We start from the raw sequence: 20,906 nt of genomic DNA on the forward strand, positions 1-20,906 counted from the left end.
TCACTCCTCAACATCCTTCTTCGGCACGTCGCCGTCTGCCCCGGAAATCCTTGTCGCTCCTTGGCCGGCGGGGCTTGCCGTCGCACTGCTGTCCCCGTCCTCAAGCCACGCCTGGGTGGTACCTACCGGAAGTTGAGCAAGGAAGGTCAGCAGCAGTTGCCTCTGCAAACCGAACATCTGCCGTTCCTGCTCGCTGGTGGTGTGGTCGTAGCCCAGCAGATGCAGCATGCCATGGATGGCCAGCAGCAGCATCTCCTCCATGGTCGTATGCCCAGCTGCGAGCGCCTGCTGGCGCGCAACCTCGGGGCATATGACGATATCGCCCAGAATGCCTTCGACAACGGTTTTACCGTCGCCGGGGCGCAGTTCGTCCATCGGAAAACTCATGACATCTGTTGGGCCGGAAAGGTTCATCCAGCGTTCGTGGAGTTCCGCGATGGCCTCCGGCTCATAGAACAGCACGGTGAGATCCGACTGCGTGCTGACCCTCATCTGGTCCAATACCCAGATGCCCAGGTCGGAGAAAATCTTGGGCTCAATATTCCACTGCGTTTCATTGGTGACTTCGACGCTCATGATTCCCTGTCTGCCGGTGCCGTGTCTTTCGCTTGCGAAGGCTTTTCCGGTGAGCCTTGCGCCGACTGTCGTTTCGCTTCACGTTCGAGACCACGCTGCGCCCGGCGGTCGTACGCCTGCACGATTTTGCCGACAAGCTCGTGACGGACGACGTCGCTCGCATCCAGATGCGCGAATGCGATGTCGTCTATGCCGTGAAGAATGCTTTCGATGGTGGCCAGTCCGGACTTAGGTACGGCCAGGTCGATTTGGGTAATATCGCCGGTGACCACCATGCGGGTGTTGAATCCCAATCGCGTCAGAAACATTTTCATCTGCTGTTCGGTGGTGTTCTGCGCCTCGTCGAGAATCACGAAGGCATCGTTCAGCGTTCTGCCGCGCATGTACGCCAGGGGTGCCACCTCAATGGTGCCGTCATCCATGTATCTGCGCATCTGGTCGCCGCCCAACATATCGGAAAGCGCGTCGTACAGCGGTCTCAGATACGGGTCTACCTTCTCGTTCAAGGTACCCGGAAGGAATCCCAGGTTTTCTCCGGCTTCGACCGCTGGCCTGGTCAGGATGATTCTGCTGACTTCCTTGTTCTGGAACGCACGGACGGCCTTGGCCACAGCCAGATAGGTCTTGCCTGTTCCCGCGGGGCCGATGGCGAAGGTGATGGTATGCGTCTCAATGGCATTGACATAGGAGACCTGCCCTGCCGTTTTGGGACGAACCGGCACACCCGCCGCGTAGGTGATCACACCAGGCACATTCATGGTTTTCCCCGGCCGCCTGTCTTTGCGCAACAGTGACGAGGCTTCTCGTTCGACGTTGCGGTGCGTATGAATCTGCTGCGTCTCGATCATGCGTCGGACCGTATCCGCGTCCATCGGCGCGGAGTACGCGGCATCTATGATGGCGCTCACCACATCCTGCGCCTTGGCGGCCTGCGCCTCTGTCTGCCGGCTTCGCGACATGATAGCCACGCGATTGCCACGAACGATGATGGTGAGTTCGGGGAAGGCACGTTCCACTTCCCTGATTACCTCGTCGACCGGCCCGAGTACGGCCACCGGATCGAGTTCCGATGGAATCGTGATGGTGCGTGTAGTTGTGGCCACGGAAGCCTTTCTCTATTTCTGTTTCAATGGTAATACGCTACTCGTCCAGAACCTCGCCCGTAAGCACATGGGCGTGTGCGTGAAACACCGTCTGACCGGCATCCGCGCCGGTGTTGAACACCAGTCTGAAGGAACCGTTGTACCGTTCCCTTGCAATGTCCCGCGCGACATCGACGATATGCGCCAGGGTTCGCGAATCGCTGTCTGCCAATTCCGCTACGGAGGCGACATGTTTTTTCGGCACAATCAGCACATGCACCTTGGCTTTCGGTGCGATGTCTTCGAATGCGAACACCTGCTCGTCCTCGTAGACCTTCGTGCTGGGAACTTCCCCTTTGACAATGCTGCAGAACAGGCAGCCTTCACTATCGCTCATGCTGACTCCTTCGATAACGTCACTTCCGGTACCATGCTATTGCCCGAGAGGGATATTCGCCTATATCACGTTCTCCTGTTCATCCACACGCCAACTGGGCGGGCTACGACCACCGCCCGAGCGTCCTGGATAGGAGCGACAAGGCGACGGCTCCGGCGCATGAGGCCCGGAGGATATTGCTGCCCAACACGCAGCACTTCGCGCCCGCATCTCGAAACATGCCGATTTCCTCGTCGCTGATACCGCCTTCCGGTCCGACCACGACGGAAACCGTTCGGGGCCGTGCATCGGCAAGACTCCTTGCCGCCATGTCATTGACGGCGTCTTCAATCTGAGACCAGGTCTCTGTTGCATCCTGATGAAGCACAATCACCACATCCCCGTGAACGTTGGCGCGTTGGCATATCGCCACAATCTGCTTGCTGCTCACATGATCGGCGAGCTCGGGAAGCCATGAGCGTCGCGACTGTTCGGTTGCGGATTGCAGGGTCTGCGCCCACTTGCGGTCGGTACGGCCTTCCTTCCATCGCGCGATGGAGCGACCGCTTTGCCAGGGAACAATCGCATCTGCTCCGATCTGCGTGGCCATATCGATGGCCTGCTCGTCATGGCCACCCTTGGCCAGAGCCTGTATCAGGGCCAATCGCAATACCGGCCGGTCCTCTTTGCCCACGGAGATAATTTTCACCACGCCGGACTGCTCGTTCTCGATGCGAGCCTGGATGCGCAGACCTTTGCCGTCTGACAGTTCCAATTCGTCACCCCGGCCGAGTCTCATCACCTGGATGGCATGCCTTCTCACACTCTGCGGCAGTGTGATATTCCACCCGGAATGCAGCTCATCGCTCTGGATATGGGCATCGTCACTTGTGGGGTCGAACAGGAACAGCGCTTCAGTCATGGACACCAGAGTACCGTGACCGGCGAAAGTGCATAGCGAAGGAGCACATCGTTGCTCCAAGCAGCTTCGAACAACGTCGATATCGCAGCATCTTTCATCACCGACACGACACGGGTCACCACAGGAAAGAATTTGTGTTATAGTTTCATCCGTTGCCTAAACAGCATATGTCCGGGTGGCGGAATGGTAGACGCGCTAGCTTGAGGTGCTAGTGCCTATTTATACAGGCGTGCGGGTTCAAGTCCCGCTCCGGACACAGATATCGGGAGTCTTTATGACTCCCGATTTTTTGTTTTCACGTATTCGCCTTCACGGCTCAGGATGGTGGGATGTCATGCATCTGGTACATATCGACAGCATCGAGGACATGCAGATCGCCGAATACACGCATCTCACCGAGCTTCAACTCCGTAACCGACTCGAACCCGAGAAGGGTGTATTCATCGCCGAATCCCCGAAAGTCATCACCCGCGCTCTCGATGCAGGCGTCGAGGTGAAATCCTTCCTCGTCGAGGAACCTTGGCTTGACGGCATGAGCGACACCTTCGCCTTCGTGGATGCACACTGGGGGCCGGATATACCCGTATATGTCGCTACACCCGAACAGCTCAAGCGCATCACCGGCTACAGGCTTCACCGCGGTGCGCTCAGCGCGATGAAACGATGGACGCTTCCATCGGTACGGGAACTATGCCGTGATGCCACTCGCATCGCCGTGATGGAGAACATCGTGGACCACACCAATGTCGGCGCCATCATGCGTTCCGCAGCGGCTCTGAACATCGATGCGGTGCTTCTGACGCCCTCGTGTGCGGACCCGCTGTACCGCAGGGCGGCACGCGTGTCGATGGGCACCGTTTTCCAGGTTCCCTGGACGCGTATATGCGACGACGACAAATCCGCATGGCCCGAACACGGTGTCGAAGAGCTGCACGACCTGGGATTCACCACCGCGGCCATGGCTTTGGAACACGATTCGATTTCAATGAGCGCACTGGTCTCCCGCCTGCACGCCGACCCACAGGACCCTCGGCACATAGGGAAACTGGCACTGATCTTTGGCACGGAAGGCGATGGACTGTCCCACAGGACCATCGCCCATGCCGATTTGACCGTCAAGATAGCAATGAGCCACGGCGTGGACAGCTTGAATGTCGCCGCCTCCAGCGCCGTGGCCTTCTGGGCTACCTCAGGAATGGAAACCGAATAAGGCCCTCACTCATGAACGGTTTTCGAGCCTTCGGCTGACGCCGTGGTCGCAACCGTGGTCTCGTCTTTGGCGATTGCACCTGTGGCTCGCCCGATGGCTGTCAATCCGTGGTACAGCACCAGGACCGCGACCGAACCGATGGCGATGCCGTTGAAGCTCACGCCGCCGATGGCGAAGGTGAAGTTGGCGATGCCGACAATCATCGTGACGGCTCCGACCATCATGTTGACGTTCTGCCCGAAATCAACCTTGTTCTCAACCCAGATACGCACACCAAGCATGCCGATCATGCCGTACAGCAGCGTGGTCACGCCGCCGAGCACGCCTTGCGGAATGGAGTTGATGACCGCCCCGAACTTCGGGCAGAGCGCGAGTATGAAGGCGAAAGCCGCGGCGCACCAATACGCAGCCGTCGAATAGACTTTGGTGGCCGCCATCACACCGATGTTCTCGGCGTATGTGGTGGTTCCCGAACCGCCACCGAATCCAGCCAGCATCGTACCCAGGCCGTCCGAGAACAGCGCTGTGCCCATCTGCTTGTCATAATTGCGCCCGGTCATCAGCGACACGGACTTCACATGTCCGATGTTCTCGGCAATAAGCACCAGGACCACTGGTATGAACATCGGCAGAATGCTCATGTCGGCTTGTGGAAGATGGAACTTCGGCAGGCCTATCCACGCGGCCTGTTCGATGGCGGACAGCTTCACTTCGCCTCTGAAATACGCGAAGGCGTAACCGACCAAAACCCCAAGCAGGATGTTCAGCCTGCCAATCATTCCCTTAGATAACACGCCGATGAGCATGACGGCGAGCAGCGTCACCAAGGCCGTTATCGGAGCGCCCTTGAAGTTCGTCCAGGCGGATGGCGCAAGGTTGAAGCCGATGATGGCCACCACCGCTCCATTTACCACAGGAGGCATCAGCATATCAATCCACTTCGCTCCCGCAAAGTGGACGATCAGTCCGACGACCGCTAGCAGCGCTCCGGTGATGAGGATGCCGAAGCTCGCCACGGCCAGGCCTTTATTCGCACTCGCCACCGCCGCGATGGGAGCGATGAATCCGAAGGAGCTACCAAGATAGCTTGGCAGCTTGTTCTTGTTGATCAGCAGGAACAGCGCGGTCGCCACAGCGGTGAAGAACAGCGTGGTTGATGGGTCGAAATGAGTAAGAATCGGGACGAGGAAGGTCGCGCCGAACATGGCGATAACATGCTGAGCGCCGATGCCGATGGTCCTCGGCCATGTCAGACGTTCGTCGGGCTCCACGACCTCACCCGGTGCCAGCGTCTTGCCGTCACCGTGCAACTTCCAACCGATTGACTGTGCCATAACTGCTCTCTCTCGTATATGTGCGTCATGCCCTTCATAACGCCCTGACATAGAGTAATCCAGTAGTGTGACGCGCTGAAGTCACAAATTTCGGGACCTAATCAAGAATTTATGCAATGATGGAGGCGATGAAGTTTCGCAATGTCGCGAATCGGCTGCTTCACCGGGTCGTACGCCATCAAGCTGACGGAAGGAGAGCGAGATGAGTAAGAATCCTAAGATTCTGTCCATTGTCCTGGCAGGAGGAGAAGGAACCCGGCTCATGCCGCTTACCAGAGACCGTGCCAAACCAGCGGTTCCTTTCGGCGGCGTTTTCAGGTTGATTGATTTTCCTTTGAGCAATCTCGTGAATTCGGGGTATAGGCAAATCGTCGTCCTGACCCAATACAAATCGCATTCGCTTGACCGGCATATCTCGCAGATGTGGCGATTCTCGCCGATGCTGGGGAGCTACGTCTCCCCAGTCCCGGCGCAACAACGTCTGGGCAAGCATTGGTATCTCGGCTCCGCCGACGCCATTTATCAGACCATCAACATCATCGAGGATGTTCAACCCGACATCGTACTGATTCTCGGGGCCGATCACGTCTATCGCATGGATTTCGAGCAGATGGTGCAACAGCATATCGACTCCGGAGCCGAGTTTACGGTAGCGGGCATCCGACAGCCGGCGGTAGACGCCAAGCAGTTCGGAGTCATCGACGTCGATCCAGATCATCCGAACATGATTCGCAGCTTCCAGGAGAAGCCGGACGAGCCTTCCGTCCTGCCTGACGACCCGACCCAGATACTCGCCTCCATGGGCAACTACGTCGCGAACACCAAATCCCTGTTCGAAGCGCTGGCTCTGGATGAGAAGGCTTCGGACACCAAGCACGATATGGGCGGTGACATCGCTCCGTACTTCGCCAGCCGCGGCGAGGCAGGCGTCTATGATTTCAACAAGAACGAGGTACCTGGTTCGAACACCAAGGACCACGCCTACTGGCGTGATGTGGGAACCATCAAACAGTTCTACGACGCTCATATGGATCTCATCGCCTATGTGCCGGAGTTCAATCTGTACAACTCGCAATGGCCCATCTACACCAATATCGGTTCCTTGCCGCCTGCGAAGTTCGTGCACTCCGGTCAGGACAGGGTCGGCCACGCCACGGATTCCATCGTCTCCCCCGGCGTCATCGTCTCTGGTGGTGAGGTTCATCATTCGGTGCTGTCACCGAACGTCCATATCCATTCCTGGGCTCAGGTGGTCGATTCGATTCTCTTCAACAACGTCATCGTCAACCGTCGTGCACGCATCTACAAGGCCATCATCGACAAGAACGTGGTGCTTGAAGAGAATGCCACGGTCGGCATCGATACGCAGCACGATATCGAACGCGGCTTCACCGTCACCGCCGAGGGCATCACCGTGGTACCCAAGGGCACAGTGGTCAAGGATTGAAACGGACGAACTCATACCATATGAGATAACTGCGCTAAAAGGACAGCTATTCGGAGAAAAGTTCCTCGAATAGCTGTCCTTTTAGCGCAGTTATCTTGCCGAAACTCAGGTATGCGGCATGGCGCTGAAATTGAAGCCCAAAGCCGCCAGCTGCTCACGACCTTCCGGCGATATCATATCCATCGTCCACCGAGGCGTCCACGTCCAATCAATACGGAACTCTTCCACCAGCCCAGCAAGGACGCTGGCGCACTGGTCCTCCAGCATATCCGTCAGCGGGCAGGCAGGCGTGGTGAGCGTCATCGTGATAATCGCCCTGCCGAGTTCGTCGATTTCAATACCGTAGACCAGGCCCAGATCAATCACGTCGATACCGAGTTCGGGGTCAATGACCTGATGCAGGGCTTCCATCACGTCCTGTGCCGTGGCCCTGCCGATGTCGTCGAGCGCCTTGATAGGAATCTGCGCCTCGTCCTCGTCTCCCCCGCAGCCGCAACTACCCCCGCAGGCGCAGCCGTCATGCTCTCCGTGGGCATGCGATTCGTTGGAACGGTTGTACAGCGCGGCCCGTTCCGGATTGGCCATCACCTTACGTGCGGCATCTTCACTGCCTACGACGGATTCTATGGAATCCAGTATCGAACCCGTTGGTTCCGGCACCAAACTTGACTGTGTCATGTCACCGCTCCTTTGTCTGTACTGCCGCCGACGTCGTGCCTTCAACCTTGGAGAGGGCCTGAGCGACCGCAGCCTTCATGCCTTCCCATCCGAGCAAAGCGCATTTGATGCGCATCGGGTAGCGTGACACTCCCTGGAACACCACGGCATCACCCAATCGCTCGTCGTCGACATCCTCCGGCAGGCCTTTGCCCCTGGAATCCATCAACTTGTGGAAATCCTCCGCCATCTGCATGGCTTCGGCGACCGATGAGTGCCCGATCAGATCGACCATAACCGACAGGCTGGCCTGAGAAATCGAACAGCCCTGACCATCCCACACCAGACGTTCGATGCGCGCAGGTCTGCCATCCGAACCGTCGGAAACCTCAACGTGAACGGTCACCTCGTCGCCGCAGGTCGGGTTGAACTGATGAGACTGGGCGGGAATGCAGTATTCGTGCGACTGCGCAAGCGTCACCGAATCATCCGATCCGATGCCGTCTGTTTCGAGATCCAGTTTGCCATGGGGATCTCTTGCAGCATCCAGAATAACCTCCTGGTACATCTGTTCAAGATCCTCATCTGTCATGCCATATAACGCCATGTGGTCTAAATTACTCGTTTCCTGTGTTGTTGGCGAAGATGCTTTCACTTGACGCGGAAGAAGCCACGGACTCCGCCGACGACTTCAACCAGAGCCTGCGCCTCCCGAGGGCTGTTGTATACAGCGCTCGACGCGCGGTTCGAAGCATAGACACCGAAATGACGATGCACCGGCTGAGCGCAATGATGACCGACACGTATGGCGATTCCCTGAGCGTCGATGAACTGCCCGACATCATGCGGGTGCACACCCTCGACCTCGAATGCCACCGTGCCGATACGGCCTTCCTCGCTGCGCGGCCCCAGAATACGCACACCCTCGACATCACCGAGCTTGAGCAGCTCACGCGTTATCGTCGCCTCGTGGGCTTCGATGCGCTTCATGCCGATGCCCATCAGCCAATCTGCAGCCACCCCGGCTGCCACGATCTGGGCGACCGGCTGGGTTCCTGCTTCAAAACGTGCCGGCGGAGCCATGTATTGGGCTGGCTTGTCCATGAAGGCCAGTTCGACCATCGAACCTCCGAAGCTCGCAGGTGGCAACGCTTCGAGCAGCTCACGCTTGCCATACAGGAATCCCACACCCGTTGGGCCATACATCTTGTGTGCGCTCCAAGCCGCGAAATCAACATCCAGAGCATGAAAGTCCACGGCAAGATGCGGTACCGATTGGCAGGCATCGAGCACTACGATCGCCCCCACCTCGTGGGCACGCCGCACAATCGGCGCAATGTCCGTGATGGCTCCTGTGGTGTTGCCAACATGGGTGATGGCCACGATTCTGCATCGTTCGGTGATGACTTCGGAGGCGGAATCGGCAAGCACCCGACCTTCATCATCCAGGTCGAAGTACTTCAGCGTCGCGCCCGTGCGCTGAGCCAGTTCCTGGAAAGGCAACAGCACGGAATGGTGTTCGGCCTTGCTCACCACGATCTCATCCCCCGGATGCAGAGCGAAGCGCTTTGCGGCTTCACCACCCTGCCCCAGAGAGGCATTGCCGAAAGCGGTGGCCAGGAGATTGAGCGAAGCGGTGGCCCCGGCCGTGAAGACGATTTCCTCCTCGCCTTCATCGGCATCGGCATTGACCAGGCGCGCGATTTTGCCGCGAGCCTCCTCGAATGCCATCGTGCTGCGTGCGGCGAGCTCATGGGCTCCGCGATGCACACCGGCATTGATTGTGCGGTAGAACGTCGACTCGGCGTCAATCACAGCTTCGGGTTTTTGCGACGTTGCAGCAGAATCCAGATACACCAAAGGATGCCCGTGAATCTCCTGCTGCAGTATCGGGAACTGCTGTCGTATCGCCTCGAAATCGTCCAGCTCGCTCATCAGGCCAACGCCGATTCCGAGTTCGAGCCTTCGGGAAGATAGCGATCGTAGCCTGATTCCTCAAGCTCGTCAGCCAGTTCAGGGCCGCCCGTCTTCACGAAGTGACCGTCCGCGAATACATGCACGATGTCTGGCTTGATGTACTTGAGGATGCGGGTGTAATGGGTGACCATGAGAATCCCGAGTCCGGAATTCTCCTTGGCGCGATTCACGCCTTCGGAAACGATGCGCAAGGCATCGACGTCAAGACCTGAATCCGTTTCGTCGAGCACGGCGAACTTGGGCTTGAGCAGTTCCAGCTGCAGAACCTCGGCACGTTTCTTCTCACCGCCGGAGAAGCCTTCATTCACCGAACGCTGCGCGAACTTCGGATCCATTCTCAACTTCTGCATGGCACCCGACAGGTCTTTGGTCCACTGCCTGATGGCGGGGGCCTTGCCGTCGATCTCCGTCTTCGCGGTCCTGAGGAAGTTGGTCATCGACACACCGGGGACCTCGACCGGGTACTGCATGGCCAGGAACAGGCCTGCCTTGGCCCGCTCGTCGGGAGTCATGGTAAGAATATCCACACCATCGAGCAGCGCCACACCGGAATCGACCTCATACTTCGGGTGACCTGCAAGGGTGTAGGCCAGCGTGGACTTTCCCGAGCCGTTGGGTCCCATGATGGCATGCGTCTCATTGGAGTTCACCGTAAGGTTCACCCCTTTGAGAATCTGCTTCTTGCCTTCCTTGGTCTCTACGGAAGCGTACAGATCCTTGATTTCCAGCGTTGCCATATCAGTTCTCCTCCAAAACGTGTTGCATATCCTCTGACTCCCCTTTGGCGAGTCTGCGATCGATGGTGCCCATGAGATGCCCCGAAATCGATGGAATGCCGATCTCGTCGATCAGCTCTCCGAAGAAGCCTCTGACCACCAGTTTGCGCGCCTCCGCTTCGGGAATGCCGCGTGACTGCAGGTAGAACAACTCCTCGTCGTCGAAACGGCCCACCGAGCTGGCATGCCCTGCACCGATGATGTTGCCGTTCTCGATTTCGAGGTTTGGCTCGGAATCAGCGACGGCACCGGGCGTCAGTACCAGATTCCTGTTCAACTCATAGGAATCGGTTCCCGGAGCGGTCGGCAGAATCAGCGCATTGCCCACCCAGGTCGAATGCGCTCCCTGGCCTTCGAGTGCACCCTTGTACACCACGCGAGACTTGCACTCAGGATGGTTGTGCACCACCATCGTGCGATGCTCCATATGCTCGCCCGGATCGACAAAGTAGATGCCGAGCATGTTGAGATCGGACTGAGGTCCACCGAAATCCTGATCCATACGAAGTCGAATCACATCACCGCTGAGCGTGACCACGGAATGCCGCAGGGAAGCCTCCTTGCCGACATGGATGCGGTGGTTGCCCACATGCTTCGAGTCATGGGTCCATTCCTGGACGAATGTGGTGCTGACATGCGATTGTTCGCCCGTGGTGATCTCCACTCCTTCGGCGAGCTTCGCCTGTCCCTGATGCTCCACCACCACGTCGGCATGAATCCCATCGTCGACCGCGATGACCAGGTGCAGGGCATCCAATTCGAGCCCGCCTCCGGTCACATTGATCAGCACGGGTGATTCGGTGTCCTGATGAATCTGCACCAGGACGGCGTCCTTGGCGCTGGCCCATTCCACCGAAGAGACGCGGTCGTTGGGCATGGAGACCGTACCGCTCGGAGCGGTGTCCTTCGGGACCCTGCGTATCTGCACTGCGGCCTCATCCAGAGGGGTGCCGTCAATGGATTTCACCGTGACCTCGGTTTTGCCCGAAGCGTCGAACACCTGGAAGAATTCCTGGATGCGATCGACAGGGGTGAAACGCCAGTCGTTATCCCTTCGAGTCGGAATCTCATAGGTATCCGGCGAGAAGGAGCGAGGCGAACGATCCGCACTCGATGGCATCAGGGCAGGAACCGCATAGGGATCGTGTGGATCAGCCTGCGGCATCCTTACTTCGTGTTCCGTCATACGTTCTGATTCACTCATCAGCCTACCGACCCCTCCATCTGCAATTCCACCAAGCGGTTCAGCTCAAGCGCGTATTCCATGGGCAGCTGACGCGAAATGGGCTCGACGAAGCCGCGCACGATCATGCCCATGGCCTCTTTTTCTTCCAGTCCTCTGCTCATCAGATAGAAGAGCTGGTCTTCGGAGACTTTGGAGACCGTGGCTTCATGGGCCATCGAAACGTCGTCTTCACGCACATCCACATGGGGATAGGTGTCGGAGCGTGAATAATCATCGACCAGCAGGGCATCGCACACCACGGAGGAGCTTGATCCCTCCGCACCCTTGAGAATCTTCACCAGACCCCTGTAGGCGGATCTGCCGCCGCCGCGTGAAATCGATTTGGCGACGATGGTGGAGCTGGTATGAGGAGCCAGGTGAATCATCTTGGCACCGGTATCCTGATACTGACCCTGGCCTGCGAAGCCGAGAGACATCGTCTCGCCCTTGGCATACGGCTCGGCAAGGATGCACGCCGGATACTTCATCGTGGCCTTGGACCCGATGTTGCCGTCCACCCATTCCATCGTGCCGCCCTCACGCACGTATGCGCGCTGCGTCACCAGATTGTAGACGTTGTTCGACCAGTTCTGCACGGTGGTGTATCGCACGCGGGCATGTGGTTCGACGAAGATCTCCACGATTGCGGCATGCAGGGAATCCGTTGAATAGATCGGAGCGGTGCACCCCTCCACGTAATGCACGTAGGACCCTTCGTCGGCGATGATCAGCGTCCGTTCGAACTGCCCCATATTCGGGGTGTTGATACGGAAGTACGCCTGCAAAGGTATATCGACGTGAACGCCCTTGGGCACATACACGAAGGAACCGCCGGACCAGGCTGCGGTGTTCAACGCACCGAATTTGTTGTCGTCGGGCGGAATGACCTTGCCGAAGTATTTCTTCACGAGTTCGGGATGCTCTTTGACCGCGGTGTCCGTGTCGAGGAAGATTACGCCCTGTTCCTTGAGATCCTCGCGAATGGAGTTGTAGATGACCTCGGACTCATACTGGGCGGCCACGCCGGAGACCAGACGTTTCTTCTCCGCCTCAGGAATCCCCAGGCGGTCATAGGTATTCCGGATGTCGTCCGGCAGTTCCTCCCAGGATTGCGCCTGCTTCTCCAGAGGCTTCACATAGTACTTGAAGTCGTTGGCGTTGAAACCGGTGAGATCTACACCCCAGTCGGGCATGGGCTTCTCAAGGAAGGACTTGTACCCCTGAAGTCTGATGTCCAGCATCCAGTCCGGCTCGCCCTTGTCGGCGGATATGGCGCGAACCACATCCTCGCTGATGCCTTTTTTGGCGGCCTCTCCGGCGCTGTCGGTATCATGCCAGCCATAGCCGTAGTCACCGAATTCGGCGATCAGCTGGTCATCCTGCTTAATCTTGTCTTCATTCACGTGTGCGCGGTCAGCGACGTACTGACTCATCTCCACATCCTGTGACGCATCCACGTTCCGTTCAGGATCGGTCAATTCGCGTCCTCCCATTCATCTGCTGCTCGACCGGAGTCATCTGCACCGTGTCAAGACAGCTTTGCCAGTCTAGTGAAGCATGTCATAAAAAGGAACCCCTGAACAGTACGCTTCATGAACAGCGAAAGGCCCTGTCCTCGGGGATTCATACCCGATGGCGTTCCTGCCATCAATGCAGGGCGAGTCCGGAACGCATGCCATGCACCGTTTCGGACTCGTCCTGAAGTCGGGTGGTCACTCCCCTTCGTTATGCGCTATCGCAGCCTTGACCAAACCGGCGAAGAGAGGATGCGGGCGGGTCGGGCGCGACTTGAACTCCGGGTGTGCCTGCGTGCCGACGTAGAAGGGATGCACATCCTGCGGGAGCTCCACGAATTCGGTCAGCTCGCCGTCCGGGCTGGTGCCGGAAATATGCAATCCGCCTTCATTGAGTTGGTCCTTGTAAGCGACATTGACTTCGTAGCGGTGGCGATGGCGCTCACTGACCTCTGTAAGGCCGTACAGCCCTGACACCACGGAGTCCGGGTCAAGAACCGCTGGATAGGCGCCCAGACGCATGGTGTGCCCCATATCGCCCTTGCCTTCGACGATGTCTTTCTGCTCTTCCATCGTCGCGATGACGGGATTCTCGCAACCAGGTTCGAATTCCGAGGAATTCGCATCTTCGAGTCCGAGCACGTGCCTGGAATACTCGATCACCATTGATTGCAGACCCAGGCAAAGTCCCAGAGCGGGAATCTTGCGTTCACGGGCCCAGCGCAGAGCGCCGATCTTGCCTTCGATGCCACGGATGCCGAAGCCTCCGGGAATGACGATGCCGTCCATCCGGGACAGGGCGGCCTCTGCTCCCTCCATCGTCTCGCACACGTCGGCGGCGACCCACTTCACGTTGGCCTTGGCGTAGTTTGCGAAACCGCCTGCCTTGATGGCCTCTGTCACCGAGAGGTATGCATCCGGCAAATCGATGTATTTGCCGACGATGGCGATATTCACCTCATGCTTGGGATGATGCACGCGTTCGAGCAAATCCTCCCACTCGTTCCAGTCCACATCATGGAACGGCAGTCCGAGTTCACGCACGACATAGGCGTCGAGCCCTTCGGCGAAGAGAATCTTCGGGACATCGTAGATACTCGGTGCGTCGACGCAGTTGACCACGCCTTCCTCATCCACATCGCACATCAGGGAGATCTTGTCCTTGATGCTCTGGCTGAGCTCACGGTCGGAGCGGAGCACCAAGGCGTCGGGCGCGATGCCCAACTGACGAAGCATCATCACCGAGTGCTGGGTGGGTTTCGTTTTCAGCTCATGAGCCGCCGCGATATACGGCACCAACGAGACATGCACGAACATGCAGTTTTCCGGGCCGATATCCCGGCGGACCTCGCGGGCGGCCTCGAGGAATGGCTGGGACTCGATGTCTCCCACGGTGCCGCCGATTTCGGTGATGATGACGTCGACGTCATCCGATGCCTGGGCACGCATGCGGCTTTTGATTTCGTTGGTGATGTGCGGGATGACCTGCACGCACTCGCCGAGATATTCGCCGGCGCGTTCCTTGCGCAATACGCTCTGGTAGATCTGCCCGGTCGTCACATTCGCTTTCTGCGAGAGAAATACATCGAGAAAACGCTCGTAATGCCCGATATCCAGATCGGTTTCAGCACCGTCCTCGGTCACGTAGACCTCGCCATGCTGGAATGGGTTCATCGTACCGGGATCGACGTTGATATAAGGATCGAGTTTCTGCTGAAGCACGTGAATGCCGCGGCTTCGCAGCAATCTTCCGAGTGATGAAGCAGTGAGTCCTTTACCGAGAGAAGAGACAACGCCGCCGGTCACAAAAATGTGTTTAGTGATATGTTCCTGAGAGTTTCCATGTTGTCTAGCCATGGGACTTCAGCCTATCACCCGAGGATGACTCAGCGTGTTTCATGGATGAATATTGGACGACTGTCTGAAAGCGTGCGACGAGGCACGAGAACACGGCACATCAGCGTGCCTTGCGTGCTTCGATGCACAGTTGCGTCGTGATTGACGCTTCGCTGCAGACGTTACGTGAGATAACTACATTGAAAGGACAGCTTTAGTCAACAATTTCTCGAAAAACTGGCCTTGTGATGCAGTTATCTATTCGAAGGGTACTTCCACGCCACAATAGCCTCATCAGCGTCTGCCACTGGCGCCACTAACGCTTTGCGGCTATGGCCTCAAGTGCCAGACGATAGCCTGTGAAGCCGAAACCGGCGATGGTGCCGGTGGCAATCGGAGAAATCACCGAACGTCTCCTGAATGCCTCTCGGGCAGCAGGGTTGGAGATGTGCACCTCCACCAGCATCAATCCCGCGTCGGTCACCTGTGACGCCGCATCGGCCAGACCATAGCTGTAATGAGTGAAGGCCGCAGGATTCAACACCACAGGCGTCGATTCATCCACGGCCCGATGCATCCAGTGAATGACCTCGGCCTCATCGTCGCTCTGCCGAACCTCCACATCAAGCCCGAGCTCGTTTCCCCATTGATCGCATAGGCTGCGAAGCTTCTCCAAATCGTCGTGTCCATAGACTTCGGGGTCACGCACACCGAGTCTTCCCAGATTCGGTCCGTTTACCACCACCACGCGCTCAGCACCCATCGGCACTCCTCCTACTGCTCTTCTGCTGTCTGATTCTCGTCACCCGACCGCCGGCCGGCCCCGACTAAGGCCTGCGAATGCGGTTGAATGCCTCACGAACCGCATCATCCGGCGGGTTGTCCAGATGTATGGGGTGGCCTATGCGATCGAGAATGATGAAGCGCAGGGTGTTACCTCTGGCCTTCTTGTCACGATGCATCAGAGCCAGCACCTGCTCGAAGCTTCCGCCGTTCCATGATGTCCTCAACCCCAGGGCACTGAGCAGTTCGCGATGATACGCGACCAGATCCTCATCGATGTATCCGAGCAGGTGGGACAGTTCGGCGGCATACACCATGCCCACGGCGACCGCCTGGCCATGTCTCCACGTGAAGTGTTCGAGCTGCTCGATGGCATGACCAAGTGTGTGACCGTAATTCAGGAACTCTCGCATGCCCGATTCCTTGAGGTCAACGGAGACGTGCCGTGCCTTGACCGTGACCGTGCGCTCGAGCAGTTCTGCGATGATTTCATGCAAATCCGCGTCGATTGCGTCCCCGCTGAAGTGTCGGAGCTCGTCGGCGTGGTCATCAAGGATATCGAGGATGCCGTCATCCATGATGAAGCCCGATTTCGCCACTTCGCCAAGGCCCTCGACGAAAATGTCATTGGGCAGGGTCGACAGGGTGTGCAGATCGGCGAGCACTCCTCTGGGGGTGTGGAAACTGCCGACGAGGTTCTTTCCCTGAGGCGTGTTGATTCCCGTTTTGCCGCCTGTCGAGGCATCGACCATGGCAAGCAGGGACGTCGGGCAGTTGACGTACGCGATACCGCGCATCCATGTGGCCGCCACGAAACCGGCCAGATCCGTGGCTGCACCGCCGCCCAGACCGACGACCGCATCCGAGCGTGTGAACCCTTCCTTGGCGAGTCGTTCCCAAAGTCCGTTCGCCACGGTGATGGTTTTACCCGCCTCCGCGTCCGGAATCACCAGATCCAGCACCTGATATCCTGCGGAGCGCATCAGAGCCCTGGCATGGTCGCTATGGCGTTGCACTGTGCTGGTATGAATCAGAGCGACACGCACGGTGTCGTTTCCCAGCACCTCGCGCAGCCCCTCCATGCATCCCTCGCCGATGAATACCGTGTATGGGTCAACCCCTCCCACGGACACCCTTCGCTCCCGCAAGGCACTGACCAGCTTCTGTGCAGCGACCGACGGTGGTGCTCCATGCGTTCGGATGACTCTGGTGGAGAGAGCTTCAAAAACAGGCTTGCGCTCCTTATACAAACTCATCCATCGAGCATGGGCGTCTCCTGCGAGCAGTGGCCTGTTGCCGCTTCTGCCGGCACGTTCCATCATCTCCTCGGGGTCCGCATCCAGGTAGACCACCATGCCACCTTCATCGACATATTGTTCGAGGGCCTGACGTGTGCGTGGGGTCATCGGCGCTCCGCCGCCCAATGCCAGTACACCGGTGAAGTTCTCGAGTTCGTCGAGAATCAGCTCGCATTCGAGCCGACGGAACTCATCCTCGCCGTCTTCTTCGAAAATCTCCGAAATTCGTCTGCCTTCACGCCGCTCAAGTACCACATCCGAATCCCTGAACGATATGGACAGCATCGAAGACGCCTCTTTGCCGACTCGGGTTTTCCCTGCCCCGGGCATGCCGATGAGAACGGCCTGAGGACCTGTGCCTTCGGACCGTCTCCTGCTCGGTGCTCCAGTGCGTTCGGACTCGGAGGATGTCTCACCCATGTCAGACCGCCTGTTCCCATGACGCTGCTGCGTCTCACCACGTTGATTGTTGTTATGGCCTTGTGTCATCATGCTCCTACCGCAGGTGCTCAGGCCACGACGCAAGGTATGCCTGCGCGTTGCGTGAAGTCTCATCGACGCTGTCCCCGCCGAACTTCTCCAGCACGAATGACGCTAAGGTCAGACGCATCATCGCCTCGGCGACAACCCCAGCCGCCGGGACCGCAGTGATGTCGGAGCGTTGGTGAATGGCCGTCGCAGCTTCGCCTGTCAGGACATCGACTGTTTTCAAGGCGCGTGGCACCGAGGAGATCGGCTTCATGGCGGCACGCACACGAATCGCCTCACCATTGGACATTCCGCCCTCGATGCCCCCTGCCCTGTTGCTCTGTCGGGCGATATGCCCCTCGGCATCGGTAACGATCTCGTCATGGGCCTGTGAGCCGGGCCTTTGGGCCTCAAGGAAACCGTCACCGATCTCAACGCCCTTGATGGCCTGAATCCCCATGAATGCCGACGCCAACGCCGCATCCAGGCGACGGTCGGATTCGACATAGGTACCCAAGCCTGCCGGGACGCCGTAGGCGATGACCTCGATCACTCCCCCGAGGGTATCGCCCGCTTTCTGCGCTGTATCGATGCGTTCTATCATCCGGCGTTCGGCTTCGGGGTCCAAGGACCGTACCGGCGATTCGTCGAGTCGTCGGGCATCTTCCGGGGTGGGCAGGACGTAATCCTCACCGCATCCGACGCCGCCTATGGAGAGCACATGCGAGACCACTCGTATACCTACGGTCTGTTCAAGGAAGCGTGCCGCAATCTCTCCCAGAGCGACCCTCGAAGCCGTTTCGCGGGCGCTGGAGCGCTCGAGTACCGGCCTTGAATCAAGAAAACCGTATTTGCGCATCCCTGTCAGGTCGGCGTGACCTGGGCGCGGCCTGCTGAGAGGGGCGTTGCGGCCCGTTTGCGGAAGTTCGACTCCCTCAGGCAAAGGATCCGCGCTCATCACTTCCACCCATTTGGGCCATTCGGTATTGCCAATCTCGACGGATACTGGCGAACCCAAGGTGCGGCCATGACGGACCCCGGTCAGCAGGCGAACCTTGTCCTTTTCGAACTTCATCCTGGCACCCCTGCCGTGCCCCAGGCGTCGACGTGCCAGTGCGTCGGCGATATCGTCGGTGGTGATTTCGATGCCCGAAGGCAGACCTTCGATCATTGCCACAAGAGCCTCACCATGGGATTCCCCTGCCGTCTGCCAGCGCAACATACGTTCTCCTTCAAATCCGATTTGATGTCAAAGTGCAACTTCGGTATATCTTACGTAATGCCATACCTCTTGCTGTTGCCGAGTCTCATATGCATGCTGGCGTTGTCCATCGAAGACATACGCAGCAGACGCATCCCGAGGTTGTGGGTGTTCAGCGGAGCGATGGTGCAACTGATTGTATTCGTCTGCTGGTCTCTTATCAACGCCGATGGCCGGCGTCTGGCGTTATGTCTGGTCCTGGCCTTGCTCAGCGCCGCCGTTCAATTCCTCATGGCGGTCATCAGACCTGGAATGCTGGGATTCGGGGATGTGACGTGCACTGCCGCCACCGGACTGGCTGTCGGGTGGCTGGGACTCCTACCGGTGTTGATGTGGTGGTGCTTCATGGGAATACTAGGCTTGACGGCAATTGGTGTGGCGGTGCTGCGTATGAGGTACAACACGCCTGGGACCACTCGCGAGACGCAGATTCCCTTCGCGCCCGTAATCGCTTCGGCCGCCGTGCTCTCCTGCGTCATCGACGCGATGTCACTCCTGGCCGTGTGACGATTCCCACTGCTTGTATTCCTTGACGAAGGTGTCGAATTCGGAGGCATCCGCAGTGAACTTGGTCTCGCCCGTCTCCAGATTCACGGTCACGAAGTACAGCCAATCACCGTCTTCCGGGTTGAGCGCCGCCTTGATGGCGTTGTCTCCCGGATTGCTGATCGGCGTGGGCGGCAGTCCGGTATGCACACGGGTGTTGTATGGGTTCGAGGTATCGCTGAGCTGGGCATTCGTCAGGTCTGACGCCGACACCTTGGCACCGTATGCCACCGTGGTGTCCATACCCAGTGTCATGCCTTTGGCGATGCGATTGTCGATGACTCTCGTCACCTTGCTGTAATACTGCTGCTGGTTCACTTCCGCTTCCGCGATGGAAGCCACGTTGAGGATGCGTTCCCGCTCCGCACCCGTCGGCACGTTCATCGAGTCGAGCTTTGCGATGCGTTTGTTGACCAGATCCTTGAGGATGTCGCTGGCTGAGCCCTGCTTCTTCACGTTGTACGATCCCGGCTCCAGCCAGCCCTCGAAGCTTCCGTTGGCCTCGCTGGGCAGAATCCCGGTGCCTTTGGCGTTGACGATATCGTCGAATGCCGATTTCTTGATGCCCGACAATGTAGCCGCCTTGGTGATGACATCCTCGAGTTTGTCACCCGACCTCACCTCGAGGAAGCCTCCCGCCTTGCTGGAATCGGTGAGAATCTTCACCACGTCAGCCGCCTTCATATGCAGCTTGAGTTCGAACACTCCCGGGAACAGCTGGTCCTGCACACCCGATGCCGCAACGGCCTGTGTGAATGCGGCGGCGGATTTGACGATATCCGCCTTCACCAGGTTATCGGCTATCTTATCGGCGCTCTGACCGGTTTCGACGGTGAAGTCCACTTCGCCCTCCCCCGAACCGGTGTAGTCCTCGGCCACGGATTTGGTGGCGGTGACGATAGAGGCCATGCCGGAAAGTTTGTTCGCTACGAACCATCCGCCTCCGCCGATCAAGGCGACCACGAGCAGAATTATCAATCCCGCGATAAGTCTTTTTCTGTGGACCGAAACGCGCTTGCGGCGCATGTCACGCCTGGATTTGGGTGGCAATGGAGGCGCCGAGGAGGCTATAGGCCGTCCCTGCTCATCCTCCAAATGGGAGGCATCGGTGAAAAAGTCATCAAGATCCTGCTCCACCACTTACTCCTTCAATGTCTGGCGACTGTCCAGGGCGGACTGCAACAGCACCACAGCGGACTGCTGATCGACAAAAGGCCGATGGTCCCGACCTGCGACCTTGGCGTCACGCAACTGTCTGTGGGCGCTCACGGTGGTGAGCCGTTCATCTAGCAACCGAAGCTGGGGGATATCGTTCAGTTCAAGAGAGCCATCGGCCATCAACACTCTGATTCGATTGCTCAGCGCATTGACCCAGCGAACCGCCTTTTTTCCGCTGCGTCCGCGAGTACCGTCCAAAAGCAGAGGCAGCCCTACAACGACCACTGCCACCGATTCCTGTTCTATGACGTCAATCACGGAATCAAGCGCTAGGAAGCTGTCTCCTTCAACAACCACATTGCCTGCAGGATGTGCGAAAGTCAACTCCGGGTCGGACAACGCGAGTCCGACCCGGGCATCGCCAAGATCAACGCCTAACCAGGGAGCTGGCATACGAGCA

General features: G+C 58.2%; 20 protein-coding genes and 1 tRNA gene. 4 read left to right on the plus strand and 17 right to left on the minus strand.

Annotated features, from left to right (window positions below; all coding sequences use genetic code 11):
* The 4 genes from ybeY to DB51_RS05900 form a co-directional block, all read right to left on the minus strand.
* The gene (ybeY, locus tag DB51_RS05885; protein ID WP_084674583.1) at positions 1-576 is read right to left on the minus strand and encodes an rRNA maturation RNase YbeY; all 576 of its coding nucleotides are present in this window, start codon (positions 574-576) and stop codon (positions 1-3) included.
* A complete protein-coding gene (locus DB51_RS05890; RefSeq protein ID WP_034252520.1) occupies positions 573-1,679 on the minus strand; it encodes a PhoH family protein in 1,107 nt (368 codons plus the stop codon). The genes ybeY and DB51_RS05890 overlap by 4 nt, the downstream gene beginning before the upstream one ends.
* Positions 1,680-1,716: 37 nt before the next feature.
* Positions 1,717-2,055 carry a histidine triad nucleotide-binding protein gene (locus DB51_RS05895; RefSeq protein ID WP_034252522.1) on the minus strand — a complete coding sequence of 113 codons (339 nt, stop codon included), beginning with the start codon at positions 2,053-2,055 and terminating at the stop codon, positions 1,717-1,719.
* A gap of 103 nt (positions 2,056-2,158) precedes the next feature.
* Positions 2,159-2,956 (minus strand): 16S rRNA (uracil(1498)-N(3))-methyltransferase, encoded by a 798-nt coding sequence (locus DB51_RS05900; RefSeq protein WP_034252524.1) that lies wholly within the window; start codon positions 2,954-2,956, stop codon positions 2,159-2,161.
* Between the two features lie 169 nt (positions 2,957-3,125).
* Between DB51_RS05900 and DB51_RS05905 the strand changes: the two genes are divergently transcribed.
* Together DB51_RS05905 and DB51_RS05910 are read left to right on the plus strand one after the other, a co-directional pair.
* Positions 3,126-3,212, plus strand: a tRNA-Leu gene (locus DB51_RS05905).
* Positions 3,213-3,290: 78 nt separating this feature from the next.
* Positions 3,291-4,166: a TrmH family RNA methyltransferase gene (locus DB51_RS05910; protein WP_034252525.1), complete on the plus strand. Its 876-nt coding sequence runs from the start codon at positions 3,291-3,293 to the stop codon at positions 4,164-4,166.
* A 5-nt stretch (positions 4,167-4,171) separates the two neighbouring features.
* On the opposite strand, the gene DB51_RS05915 is transcribed toward DB51_RS05910, so the two are convergent.
* Positions 4,172-5,500 (minus strand): uracil-xanthine permease family protein, encoded by a 1,329-nt coding sequence (locus DB51_RS05915; protein ID WP_051867323.1) that lies wholly within the window; start codon positions 5,498-5,500, stop codon positions 4,172-4,174.
* 202 nt (positions 5,501-5,702) lie between these two features.
* Here DB51_RS05915 and glgC point away from each other — a divergent pair, with 202 nt between their 5' ends.
* The gene (gene glgC, locus DB51_RS05920) at positions 5,703-6,947 is read left to right on the plus strand and encodes a glucose-1-phosphate adenylyltransferase (protein ID WP_034252527.1); all 1,245 of its coding nucleotides are present in this window, start codon (positions 5,703-5,705) and stop codon (positions 6,945-6,947) included.
* Positions 6,948-7,052: 105 nt separating this feature from the next.
* On the opposite strand, the gene DB51_RS05925 is transcribed toward glgC, so the two are convergent.
* The 10 genes from DB51_RS05925 to aroC form a co-directional block, all read right to left on the minus strand.
* A complete protein-coding gene (locus DB51_RS05925; protein WP_034252529.1) occupies positions 7,053-7,625 on the minus strand; it encodes a metal-sulfur cluster assembly factor in 573 nt (190 codons plus the stop codon).
* Position 7,626: 1 nt separating this feature from the next.
* On the minus strand, positions 7,627-8,211 hold the full coding sequence (gene sufU, locus DB51_RS05930) for a Fe-S cluster assembly sulfur transfer protein SufU (RefSeq protein ID WP_034252531.1): 585 nt from the start codon (positions 8,209-8,211) through the stop codon (positions 7,627-7,629).
* A gap of 44 nt (positions 8,212-8,255) precedes the next feature.
* On the minus strand, positions 8,256-9,530 hold the full coding sequence (locus tag DB51_RS05935; RefSeq protein WP_034253965.1) for a cysteine desulfurase: 1,275 nt from the start codon (positions 9,528-9,530) through the stop codon (positions 8,256-8,258).
* An 8-nt stretch (positions 9,531-9,538) separates the two neighbouring features.
* Positions 9,539-10,318, minus strand: coding sequence for a Fe-S cluster assembly ATPase SufC (gene sufC / locus DB51_RS05940; RefSeq protein ID WP_034252533.1), 780 nt, complete (start codon positions 10,316-10,318; stop codon positions 9,539-9,541).
* Position 10,319: 1 nt separating this feature from the next.
* On the minus strand, positions 10,320-11,543 hold the full coding sequence (gene sufD, locus DB51_RS05945) for a Fe-S cluster assembly protein SufD (protein WP_034252535.1): 1,224 nt from the start codon (positions 11,541-11,543) through the stop codon (positions 10,320-10,322).
* A gap of 17 nt (positions 11,544-11,560) precedes the next feature.
* Positions 11,561-13,015: a Fe-S cluster assembly protein SufB gene (gene sufB, locus DB51_RS05950; RefSeq protein ID WP_193786476.1), complete on the minus strand. Its 1,455-nt coding sequence runs from the start codon at positions 13,013-13,015 to the stop codon at positions 11,561-11,563.
* 279 nt (positions 13,016-13,294) lie between these two features.
* Positions 13,295-14,953, minus strand: a complete 1,659-nt coding sequence (pyrG, locus tag DB51_RS05955) for a CTP synthase (RefSeq protein ID WP_034252537.1) — start codon at positions 14,951-14,953, stop codon at positions 13,295-13,297.
* 295 nt (positions 14,954-15,248) lie between these two features.
* The gene (locus tag DB51_RS05960) at positions 15,249-15,695 is read right to left on the minus strand and encodes a type II 3-dehydroquinate dehydratase (protein WP_034252540.1); all 447 of its coding nucleotides are present in this window, start codon (positions 15,693-15,695) and stop codon (positions 15,249-15,251) included.
* A gap of 64 nt (positions 15,696-15,759) precedes the next feature.
* Positions 15,760-17,343: a bifunctional shikimate kinase/3-dehydroquinate synthase gene (locus DB51_RS05965; protein ID WP_034253970.1), complete on the minus strand. Its 1,584-nt coding sequence runs from the start codon at positions 17,341-17,343 to the stop codon at positions 15,760-15,762.
* Positions 17,344-17,509: 166 nt separating this feature from the next.
* A complete protein-coding gene (gene aroC, locus DB51_RS05970; RefSeq protein WP_034252542.1) occupies positions 17,510-18,703 on the minus strand; it encodes a chorismate synthase in 1,194 nt (397 codons plus the stop codon).
* 57 nt (positions 18,704-18,760) lie between these two features.
* Between aroC and DB51_RS05975 the strand changes: the two genes are divergently transcribed.
* Positions 18,761-19,249: a prepilin peptidase gene (locus DB51_RS05975; protein WP_034253973.1), complete on the plus strand. Its 489-nt coding sequence runs from the start codon at positions 18,761-18,763 to the stop codon at positions 19,247-19,249.
* Here the strand turns inward: DB51_RS05975 and mltG are convergent.
* Both mltG and ruvX read right to left on the minus strand, forming a co-directional pair.
* The gene (mltG, locus tag DB51_RS05980) at positions 19,232-20,425 is read right to left on the minus strand and encodes an endolytic transglycosylase MltG (protein WP_034253975.1); all 1,194 of its coding nucleotides are present in this window, start codon (positions 20,423-20,425) and stop codon (positions 19,232-19,234) included. The genes DB51_RS05975 and mltG overlap by 18 nt on opposite strands.
* A gap of 3 nt (positions 20,426-20,428) precedes the next feature.
* Positions 20,429-20,899, minus strand: coding sequence for a Holliday junction resolvase RuvX (gene ruvX / locus DB51_RS05985; protein WP_034252543.1), 471 nt, complete (start codon positions 20,897-20,899; stop codon positions 20,429-20,431).
* Positions 20,900-20,906 lie beyond the last annotated feature (7 nt).

The sequence above is a fragment of the Bifidobacterium crudilactis genome, assembly GCF_000738005.1.
Taxonomy (GTDB): Bacteria; Actinomycetota; Actinomycetes; order Actinomycetales; family Bifidobacteriaceae; genus Bombiscardovia; species Bombiscardovia crudilactis.